Below are 2686 nucleotides of genomic sequence, written 5' to 3' on the forward strand. Positions count from 1 at the left end.
CTGCTCGTCGACGGCTACGGCCTGCCCCGCGCCCGCCGCGGGGAGCTGTTCGAGCTGATGGTGCAGGTGGCGGTGGCCAACGCCAAGGCCCAGGCCGACGAAGCCGGCGTCACAGCCGGTGCGGGTCTGAGCAGCACGGGTGCGGCGCCGTCGTGGGCGATGACCTGGCGCATCGAGTCCGCGGAGTGGATGCTGCGCCACCGCCGCACCCTCGTCAACGCCCTGCAGGACTGACCAGCACTTCGGTCGACGCCTCGCGGTGACACCCCGAGCCGCGAGGGCGCGGCCGCGAGACCTCGCGGACACCACGCCCCGCGGGCGCGTTCAGGGCCGCAAGGCGTTGCGCACCAGCAGCAGCAGGTGCCGGGCGCGCGCGCCGCGCTCGTCGGGCGCCAGTCGGGACAAGAACCCCACCAGCAGCACCACGTCGCGGGCGTCGACGTCCTCGCGCACGGTGCCGGCGGCACGACCGGCGCTCAGCAGCAGCTCCACCGCGTCCCGGACGCGCTCACCGCCGTGGGCGGAGGCACCGGTGCGGGTGCTCGCCTCCACGCTGGCGAAGACGCCCTGCTTGACCCGGGCGTACTCGGCCAGCCGCTCCAGCCAGCGCTCGAAGGCGACGTCGGCGGGGTGCCGGCCCAGCAGGTCGACGGCCGCCTCGTGCAGCTCCTCGACGTCACGCCGGTACACCTCCAGCATCAGCGCACCGCGCGTGGGGAAGTGCCGGTACAGGGTGCCCTGGCCGACCCCGGCCCGCTTGGCGATCTCGTTGAGGCGGACCTCCCCCGCGTCGCCGGCGGCAGCGGCGACCTCGCGCGCGGCCTGCAGGATCCGTGCGCGGTTGTGCTCGGCGTCCGCGCGGGGCGGGGTCACGGCGGCTCCTGGTCCTCGACGATGTGGACACGTGTCCGGTACTGTCCGAGGAACGGACACGTGTCCGCATCGTAGTCGCCCGTCGCCCCCCGCCACGACCCCGGAGGCCCGCCGTGCCCACCACCCCCGCTCCTGCCGTTCCCGCTCCCGCCGTCCCCGCCCACGCCGCGCCCGCCCGTCCCCCGTCCTCGCCGGTGGTCGCCATCACCGGCGCCAGCAGCGGCATCGGCGAGGCCACCGCCCGCGAACTCGCCGCCCGCGGCGCCGCCGTCGTCCTGGGCGCGCGCCGCGAGGACCGCCTCGAACGTCTCGCCGCGGACCTGCGCGCCGCCGGCGGCCGGGTCGCGCACCGCCCCACCGACGTGACCCGGCGCGAGGACCTGACGGCGCTGGTCGACCTCGCCGTCGGCGAGTTCGGCCGTCTGGACGTCCTGGTCGGCAACGCCGGCATCAGCACCATCTCGCCGGTCGCCGACCTCGACGTCGAGGGCTGGTCGCAGATGATCGACGTCAACGTCCGCGGTGTCCTGCACGGCATCGCGGCCGCCCTCCCGGTCTTCCGCGCCCAGCGCCGCGGGCACCTGGTCACGACCGTCTCCACCGCCGGACTGAAGATCTCCCCGACGATGGCGGTCTACGCCGGCACCAAGAACGCCGTGCGCACCATCCTCGAGGGGCTGCGCCAGGAGTCCACCGAGGGCTGGCTGCGCACGACGTCGATCTCGCCCGGCTACGTGCGCACCGAACTGGCCGCGAGCATCACCGACCCGGCGCTGCGCACGCGGATCGAGCAGAACACGGCCTCGCTGGCCCTGGACCCCGCCGCCGTCGCCCGCGCGATCGCCTTCGCGATCGAGCAACCCCAGGACGTGGAGATCGGGGACATCACCATCCGCCCGAGCGCGCAGGACTGATCGACCAGGCGCCACCGCCGGGCCGTGGGCGGGCCACCGGCGTCGGGCATCGCGGCCACCACCTGCCGCGGGCTCTCCCCGGCGGGGCCGAGCGGGCGAGCCGGTTGCGGCGTCCGGGTGAGAGCACCCGCCCCCGCTGAGCGCGCACGCCGGCCGCGGCGCACGCTGGCGGCATGCGCCTGGGAACCAGCAGCTTCCTCCTCGCCCTCGGGGCGATCCTCGCCTTCGCCGTGCACGTCGACGTCAGCGGCCTGGACCTCACCGTCGTCGGCTGGATCCTCATGGCCGTCGGCGCCCTGGGCCTGGTGCTGGAGTTCGCCCTCTTCCAGCCGCGCCGGCGCGCCAGCACCACCGTCACCACGACCGACCCCGCGCACACCGTCCAGCAGCGCACCACCCGGGAGTACTGAGCACCCACCCGGGCCGCCGCCCTGGCGCCGCCACGCCGCGCGCCCGGAACGCCGCGAGCTCCAGCCACCGAACCGACGGCCGGATCGACCCGGTGCCCCCGCCGTCGGGCGGGGGCACCCGGTCGCACCGCACGTGCCGACGGCCCGGGGCGTCGCCTCAGGTGCGCGGCAGGGTGAAGGAGGCCACCAGCTCGTTCAGCTCACTGGCCGCCCGCGAGACCTCCCCGGCGGTGGCCGCGGTCTGGTTCGCCCCGGCCGTGGTGTGATCCGCGGCCGCGGCGATGCCGGAGATGTTCACCGCGATCTCCTGCGATCCCGTGGAGACCTCACCGACGTTGCGCACCATCTCCGAGGTGGTCGCCGACTGCTCCTCCACCGCCGCCGCGATCGTGGCCTGCAAAGCGTCGATCCGACCGATGACCTCGGTGATCTGCCCGATCGCCCCGGCCGCCGCACCCGCGTCGGTCTGCGTGGCGTTGATCCGCGTGA

Annotated in this window: 3 protein-coding genes and 2 pseudogenes; 3 read left to right on the forward strand and 2 right to left on the reverse strand. The window is 75.4% G+C overall.

Annotated features, from left to right (window positions below; all coding sequences use genetic code 11):
- Positions 1 to 234, forward strand: a pseudogene (locus ACRYR7_RS25125) (aminoglycoside phosphotransferase family protein); the annotation flags it as partial.
- A gap of 90 nt (positions 235 to 324) precedes the next feature.
- On the opposite strand, the gene ACRYR7_RS25130 reads toward ACRYR7_RS25125, so the two are convergent.
- Positions 325 to 873 carry a TetR/AcrR family transcriptional regulator gene (locus ACRYR7_RS25130; protein ID WP_432575097.1) on the reverse strand — a complete coding sequence of 183 codons (549 nt, stop codon included), beginning with the start codon at positions 871 to 873 and terminating at the stop codon, positions 325 to 327.
- Between the two features lie 194 nt (positions 874 to 1067).
- Between ACRYR7_RS25130 and ACRYR7_RS25135 the strand changes: the two genes are divergently transcribed.
- Together ACRYR7_RS25135 and ACRYR7_RS25140 are read left to right on the forward strand one after the other, a co-directional pair.
- Entirely contained in the window at positions 1068 to 1787 is a 720-nt protein-coding gene (locus ACRYR7_RS25135; protein WP_432575101.1) for an SDR family oxidoreductase, read from the forward strand.
- Between the two features lie 173 nt (positions 1788 to 1960).
- Entirely contained in the window at positions 1961 to 2197 is a 237-nt protein-coding gene (locus ACRYR7_RS25140) for a DUF6458 family protein (protein ID WP_432575099.1), read from the forward strand.
- Positions 2198 to 2354: 157 nt separating this feature from the next.
- On the opposite strand, the pseudogene ACRYR7_RS25145 reads toward ACRYR7_RS25140, so the two are convergent.
- Positions 2355 to 2686: pseudogene (locus ACRYR7_RS25145) on the reverse strand (methyl-accepting chemotaxis protein); the annotation flags it as partial.

Origin of the sequence: Kineococcus gurbantunggutensis, from assembly GCF_050871925.1 — a bacterium.
In the GTDB taxonomy this organism is placed as follows: Bacteria; Actinomycetota; Actinomycetes; order Actinomycetales; family Kineococcaceae; genus Kineococcus.